General features: G+C 37.0%; 8 protein-coding genes. All 8 read right to left on the bottom strand.

The window, feature by feature from the left end:
• Positions 1–473: hypothetical protein (locus tag MHN01_RS13440; RefSeq protein WP_239411811.1), on the bottom strand; the 473-nt coding region annotated here is incomplete at its 3' end.
• Positions 474–490: 17 nt separating this feature from the next.
• Positions 491–1462, bottom strand: coding sequence for a bifunctional 2-polyprenyl-6-hydroxyphenol methylase/3-demethylubiquinol 3-O-methyltransferase UbiG (locus MHN01_RS13445; RefSeq protein ID WP_239411812.1), 972 nt, complete (start codon positions 1460–1462; stop codon positions 491–493).
• A gap of 3 nt (positions 1463–1465) precedes the next feature.
• Positions 1466–2668 (bottom strand): ABC transporter ATP-binding protein, encoded by a 1203-nt coding sequence (locus MHN01_RS13450; protein ID WP_239411813.1) that lies wholly within the window; start codon positions 2666–2668, stop codon positions 1466–1468.
• The gene (locus MHN01_RS13455) at positions 2658–3437 is read right to left on the bottom strand and encodes an ABC transporter permease (protein WP_239411814.1); all 780 of its coding nucleotides are present in this window, start codon (positions 3435–3437) and stop codon (positions 2658–2660) included. The genes MHN01_RS13450 and MHN01_RS13455 overlap by 11 nt, the downstream gene beginning before the upstream one ends.
• Positions 3424–3981: a dTDP-4-dehydrorhamnose 3,5-epimerase gene (gene rfbC / locus MHN01_RS13460; protein ID WP_239411815.1), complete on the bottom strand. Its 558-nt coding sequence runs from the start codon at positions 3979–3981 to the stop codon at positions 3424–3426. Before rfbC ends, MHN01_RS13455 begins: the two co-directional genes overlap by 14 nt.
• A 23-nt stretch (positions 3982–4004) precedes the next feature.
• On the bottom strand, positions 4005–4880 hold the full coding sequence (rfbD, locus tag MHN01_RS13465; protein ID WP_239411816.1) for a dTDP-4-dehydrorhamnose reductase: 876 nt from the start codon (positions 4878–4880) through the stop codon (positions 4005–4007).
• Positions 4881–5768, bottom strand: a complete 888-nt coding sequence (gene rfbA, locus MHN01_RS13470; RefSeq protein ID WP_239411817.1) for a glucose-1-phosphate thymidylyltransferase RfbA — start codon at positions 5766–5768, stop codon at positions 4881–4883.
• A 1-nt stretch (position 5769) separates the two neighbouring features.
• Positions 5770–6117 (bottom strand): GDP-mannose 4,6-dehydratase (locus MHN01_RS13475; RefSeq protein ID WP_239411818.1); only part of this gene is annotated, 348 nt, incomplete at its 5' end.

Consider the following 6117-nt stretch of genomic DNA (forward strand, 5'->3'; position numbering starts at 1 on the left):
GATCTTAATTCTTGAACAAACCAGCCCGACATATAAAAATCTGAAACGACAATAACAACTTTTCCAAAACTTCTTTCCTTGATTATAAAATCAAGCTCATCAGTATTGACAAGTTGATTATCTTTTTCAATTGAAAGCTCAATTGTCTCTGCAATTTCAAAAAACAGACTTCGATCAACGCATATATTGAACTGCTTTTGAAGCTGGGCATGTAATAAGTTTAAAAGCTCACTATATTTAAACTCACCTTCTCCAAAAAGATTGAGGTTTACTTCACATATTTCCGCTTCGCATTGTAGTCTTAATCTGTATAGATTATTAGTTTCAATCTTAATATCAAAGACGTCAATAATACGTGCACACCACTTTCGCTTAATTTCTTCTGGGTGGCACTTCCTATATATTAACGTATCAAAAAAATCCGTAAAAAGATATTTTGTGCTTTCAGCTAGCTTTAACTCTGATGTTTTCATTTAAAACCTACAAGCTTTCATTGTTTCTTTCTATAATTTAAGATTCGCTGCTTAACTTGACTAATAAGTCCTCTTAAAATACCGCCTTCATTAGTCTTAGTAAGCGACTGTTCATTTTGACGATTTCCAATTTCTATTTGTAGTTCTTCTATTTTATCTTGGAGCTTTCTGACCTTAATTTGATACGCTATTTCTGTATTATTAATTATATCTTCTCGCTCCAAAGCAAGTTTCTCAGCATATCTCATTGAGTTGAAAACCGGGATAACTTGCTCTTGGTCATATTCAACAAGTGATTGTGCTAAATAGAATTTGTTGTGGAAATCTACTTCAATTGGTTGGTTAGAACAAATAAACAAAAATGAACCATGATCGGCATTGTACTTGTGGCTAAGTATGTCCTCTTTAATACCATCACTTTCAGCATTGATAGGTTCATATTTAGAAACTATTTCACGCGTCATTATTCCTATATATACATACTTAAACTCACTTGAAAGTAAGGTTTCTAATGCTTTTCTATTAAACCTTTGAATATGATAGATATTCTCGCCATAAACGGCTTCACATTTCTCATCATATTCATCAACAGGTACACTACCGATGAATACGCCTGTAGACTTCAGCACCCTCTTAATTTCACGAATAGCAATATTAGGGTCTTCTAGGTGCTCGAGAGTTTCCATAGAGATAAAAGTATCAAATGAATGGCTTTCATACTCTAAATCACAAATATTACCTTTGACAAAAGTTGCTTCATTTTCTATCGAAAAGTTTTTCGATGCCAAATCAACTGCTTCGTCAGAAATATCAACGCCTAAATAACTATCAACGGCACTATTTGCTAATACTATCTTTGAAGCATATCCAATTCCACATGCACAATCTATAACTTTTCCGTGCATGAATTTTCTAAAATGCTTATACCTAGCATGATGTTCATCATATAAAAACTGTTTTTGAATTAGAGCTTCATTCATTCTTTCCATTATTTACAGCTCCTCAACCAGCCATTCATGTTCGATATCATAAATTCCAACTGCTTTAAAATTATCTGATACAGAAAATTCACAAACAGGAAGCATTTCTGTTAATATTTGAATACCATCTGAATCATTAATAGCAATTCGCCAATTATAGATACCAGCCAGTAATTTCAGATTAGGAAATGTTACTTTGACACGCCCACTTGTATAATTTTTTAATATTTTTACTTCTTGCATTTCTGTTGTGGTACCACAGACATAAACATTATCTTTTCTATACAAATTAAATACAAAGCATAATTCGTTTACTAATTCATTATCTAAGCATTCAAAATCAAACTGGAGTGTTATTGACTCTCCTGACTCAATCTTATTTACTTCCTCGTTAGTGCTATTCAAAAGCAATGGATTACTAACTTCAACAATTTTATTTGCACTTATCGAGTCAGCAGTTTCTACTTTATTGTTTTTTCCATCTTGCTCTTGCAAGTCTTGAAGATAATAAGTTACACCTTCATTTGCAGATCCAAAAAATACTTGTTCACCACTTTTCAAATATAAAACTTTATCGCAGATATTTCTTACTTGGTAGTCATCGTGTGAGACAAACAATATAGTACAGCCTGACTCTCTTATCTCTCTAAATTTGTCTAAGCATTTTCGTTGAAATCGAGAATCACCTACAGCTAGTATTTCATCAACAATAAGTATTTCAGGTTTTACGTGGATAGCAGTTGAGAATGCTAATCGAGCAAACATACCACTCGAATATGTTTTTACAGGTTGGTGAATAAAGTCACCGATATCCGCAAATTCTACAATATCATCAAAGATGAGGTCAGTTTCTTGTCGACTTAATCCCATTAACGTAGAGTTTAAATATACATTCTCGATTCCAGTGAACTCAGGATTAAAACCTGCGCCTAACTCTAATAATGCTGCAACCCGACCATTTACAGTTACTTCACCTTCTGAAGGGTTTAGTGTTCCGCATATAAGCTGTAGAAGAGTCGACTTCCCAGAGCCGTTAACACCAATTATACCAACCGTTTCACCTTTACGGATTTCTATGTTTATGTCATCTAGTGCGACATGCTCTTCATAATTTTTATTAATCCCAATCAGTTGCTTTAATCGCTCTAATGGATTACTAAACATCAAGAACTTTTTTCTTAGACCTCTTGTTTGAATTACTGTATCAAAGGACATCTGAAAAACCTCTTTTTGTCATATTAAACCATTTATTCGCTACAACATACAAAACCACACTTATTGCTAAATATATTGTATAACCTAGTGGCTCTATACCTTTACCATATATAATACATCCACGTAATGTTTCAATAATATATGTGATCGGGTTTAGATATAACACCCATTGATAATTAGCTGGTACCGCATCAATTGAGTAAAAAACTGGTGACATAAACAACATAACAGATATTACTATCGACATTATATGTGCAACATCTCTTATATACACACTTAACGAAGATAAAAATAAGATAAGTGAATATGCTAAAATCACAAATGGTAAGATAACAAATGGCAATAGTAAAATTGTTAATGATATTCCATTCCCATCAATAAAATAAAATAAGAAGAAAACGGAAAGACCAATAACAAATTGAAAAAGCGCTGATAACAGAGCTACCCAACATAATGACTCTAGGGGAAATACAACTTTCTTTACATAATTGGCATTACCTTGAATCAGAGAAGTCGCACGACCAATACAGTCAGCAAGGAATGAGTGCACTATTAAGCCAATGAACATGATTAGGCTATAGTTTGCTTTTAGCTCGCCTCCCCATTTGGCTTTAAATACAAAGCCAAATACAAATGAATAAATTAGTAGCATAAACAAAGGAAATACTATCGTCCATGCTAAGCCTAATGTTGAGTTTTTATATCGATTTTCTATATCTCGTTTTGTTAAAGAGTAAATCAATCTAAAGTTATTTTTAAGAACTAACATTTAAAACCTTTATATCTTTTAATAACTTTCCATTCTTATCTTTTTCAGAAAGCGTTGGACTCATCTCATCATCCATTGGCCATTCAATTGATAACTCTTCATCATCCCATCTCAGTGACACCTCTGAAGATGGATTATAATAATCTGTGCATTTATAGACAAATTCTGCTTCTTCACTGGTAACATAAAACCCATGTGCAAAACCTTCAGGAATCCACAACTGACGCTTGTTTTCAGCCGAAAGGAAAACACCGACCCACTGACCAAATGTCGGTGAACCTTTGCGAATATCAACAGCCACATCATACACTTCACCAGAGACAACTCGCACAAGTTTTCCTTGAGTGTTTTCTGTTTGGTAGTGTAAACCGCGCAAAATACCCTGCTTAGATTTCGAATGGTTGTCCTGAACAAACGTGCGCTTTGCAACAAGTTCTTCAAATTTCTTTTGCTGCCAAGTTTCCATGAAAAAACCACGCTCATCACCAAATACTGCTGGCTCAATGATTTTTACATCTGGGATTTTGGTTTCGATAACTTTCATTATTACAACTCGTTCAGATTCTATTAGTTCGTGTAAGGCTTGATATCAGCTAACGCTGAACGCCAGTCACTTGCCTGAATGTTAAAGCCTTGGGTGATTTTACTCGTATCCAGTTTTGAGTTTGCAGGGCGCTTTGCCGGTGTTGGGTAGTCGGATGTAGTAATGCTATTCAATTGTGGTGCTGTTACCATTAGGTTTTGCTTAACCGCTTCATCAAAAATTACTTGAGCAAATTCAAACCAGCTAACATGTGGTGCGCCAGAAAAATGGTAAACACCGTATTCCACATCATTGCCTTTCACAATTTGATTAGAAATCGTTACTAGGGCTTTAGCGATATCACCGGCATAGGTGGGACCACCAAATTGATCACCAACAATTCCTAAGCTGTCTCTGTCCTTCGACAGTCTCAGCATGGTTTTGACAAAGTTGTTACCGTGCTGACCAAATACCCATGCTGTTCGCAAGATAACATGCTTAGAGCATGCTTCAATTACGGCTTCTTCACCAGCTAACTTGCTTTTTCCGTAGACGCCTTGCGGATCTGTCTCATCACTTTCTAAATAAAGACCGTCTTTACTTCCTGCAAAGACGTAATCTGTTGAAATATGAAGAATCGCAGCACCTATCTTATTTGCAGCCTTAGCAAGGTATTTAGGACCGTCGCGGTTAATTGCATATGACAGCTCTAACTCTTCTTCTGCTTTATCAACGGCGGTGTGTGCAGCAGCATTAATGATGACATCAGGTTTAAACTCAGCAACTGCATCAATCACAGCACCTTCATTGGTAATATCCAACTGCTCTCTATCAACTGCCAACAATTCAGCTTTGCCAGTTAGCTGCTGAACCAGACAATGGCCAACTTGACCATAACAACCTGTTATTAGCACTCGCATTTAGCTCACCGCCTTTTTGTTTTGCTCAGCAACTAAGCGTGTTAAATACTGACCATAATCGTTCTTTAGCATTGGCTCTGCAATCTCTAACAAACGTTCATTCGATAGCCAACCATTTCGCCAGGCGATTTCTTCAAGACAGGCAACTTTTAGACCTTGAACATTCTCGATGGTTTGCACAAATGATGACGCTTCATGAAGGCTTTCATGCGTACCGGTATCTAACCAGGCAAAACCACGCCCAAGCAGTTCAACATTTAGCGACCCATCTTCAAGGTACATCTGATTAATACTGGTAATCTCTAACTCACCTCGAGCAGAGGGCTCAACACGTTTTGCAAAATCAACAACACGATTATCGTAGAAATATAAACCAGTCACAGCATAGTTAGACTTAGGCTCCAGAGGCTTTTCTTCAATTGAAACAGCTTTCATTTCACCGTCAAATTCAACAACACCAAAGCGTTCAGGGTCTTTCACTTGATAACCAAAAACAGAAGCCCCATGCGCTCGATCTGCTGCATTCTTCAATGTCTGACTAAACGCCTGACCATAAAAGATATTATCGCCAAGAACCAAACAGCAAGAATCATCACCGATGAAGTCTTCGCCAATAAGGAACGCTTGCGCAAGACCGTCTGGACTTTCCTGAATTGCGTACTCCAGATTGATACCAAAATCTGAGCCATCGCCAAGCAGACGTCTAAAGCCTTCGTTATCTTCGGGAGTGGTAATAACAAGAATATCTTTAATGCCAGCTAGCATTAGAGTCGACAGCGGGTAATAGATCATTGGCTTGTCATAGACAGGCAAAAGCTGCTTAGATACACCGCGTGTAATAGGATAAAGGCGAGTACCTGAGCCACCAGCTAGAATTATACCTTTCATATTATTTTTCATTCCCTAGGCGCTCACGGCTATAAGAGCCATCTAATACACGGCTCCACCATTCTTTGTTATCCAAGTACCACTCAACTGTTTTGCGAATACCAGACTCAAACGTCTCAGCTGGCTTCCAGCCTAGTTCACGTTCTATCTTGCTTGCATCAATAGCATAACGAACATCATGCCCTGGGCGGTCGGTCACATAAGTAATCAAATCTTGATACTGCGCTACACCTTCAGGCTTATTTGGTACGAGTTGCTCTAGTAGCTCACAGATAGTTTTAACGACTTCAATGTTAGCTTTTTCATTGTGGCCGCCAATATTATAGGTCTCCCCAACAACGCCTTCGGT

This window comes from Photobacterium sp. OFAV2-7, assembly GCF_022347985.1.
Lineage (GTDB): Bacteria > Pseudomonadota > Gammaproteobacteria > Enterobacterales > Vibrionaceae > Photobacterium.

Excerpts from the sequence above, each read along its gene's own strand:
- MHN01_RS13450 (WP_239411813.1), bottom strand. The coding sequence starts at position 2,668 with ATGTCCTTTGATACAGTAATTCAAACAAGAGGTCTAAGAAAAAAGTTC.
- rfbC (WP_239411815.1), bottom strand. The coding sequence starts at position 3,981 with ATGAAAGTTATCGAAACCAAAATCCCAGATGTAAAAATCATTGAGCCA.
- MHN01_RS13455 (WP_239411814.1), bottom strand. The coding sequence starts at position 3,437 with ATGTTAGTTCTTAAAAATAACTTTAGATTGATTTACTCTTTAACAAAA.
- rfbA (WP_239411817.1), bottom strand. The coding sequence starts at position 5,768 with ATGAAAGGTATAATTCTAGCTGGTGGCTCAGGTACTCGCCTTTATCCT.
- rfbD (WP_239411816.1), bottom strand. The coding sequence starts at position 4,880 with ATGCGAGTGCTAATAACAGGTTGTTATGGTCAAGTTGGCCATTGTCTG.
- MHN01_RS13445 (WP_239411812.1), bottom strand. The coding sequence starts at position 1,462 with ATGGAAAGAATGAATGAAGCTCTAATTCAAAAACAGTTTTTATATGAT.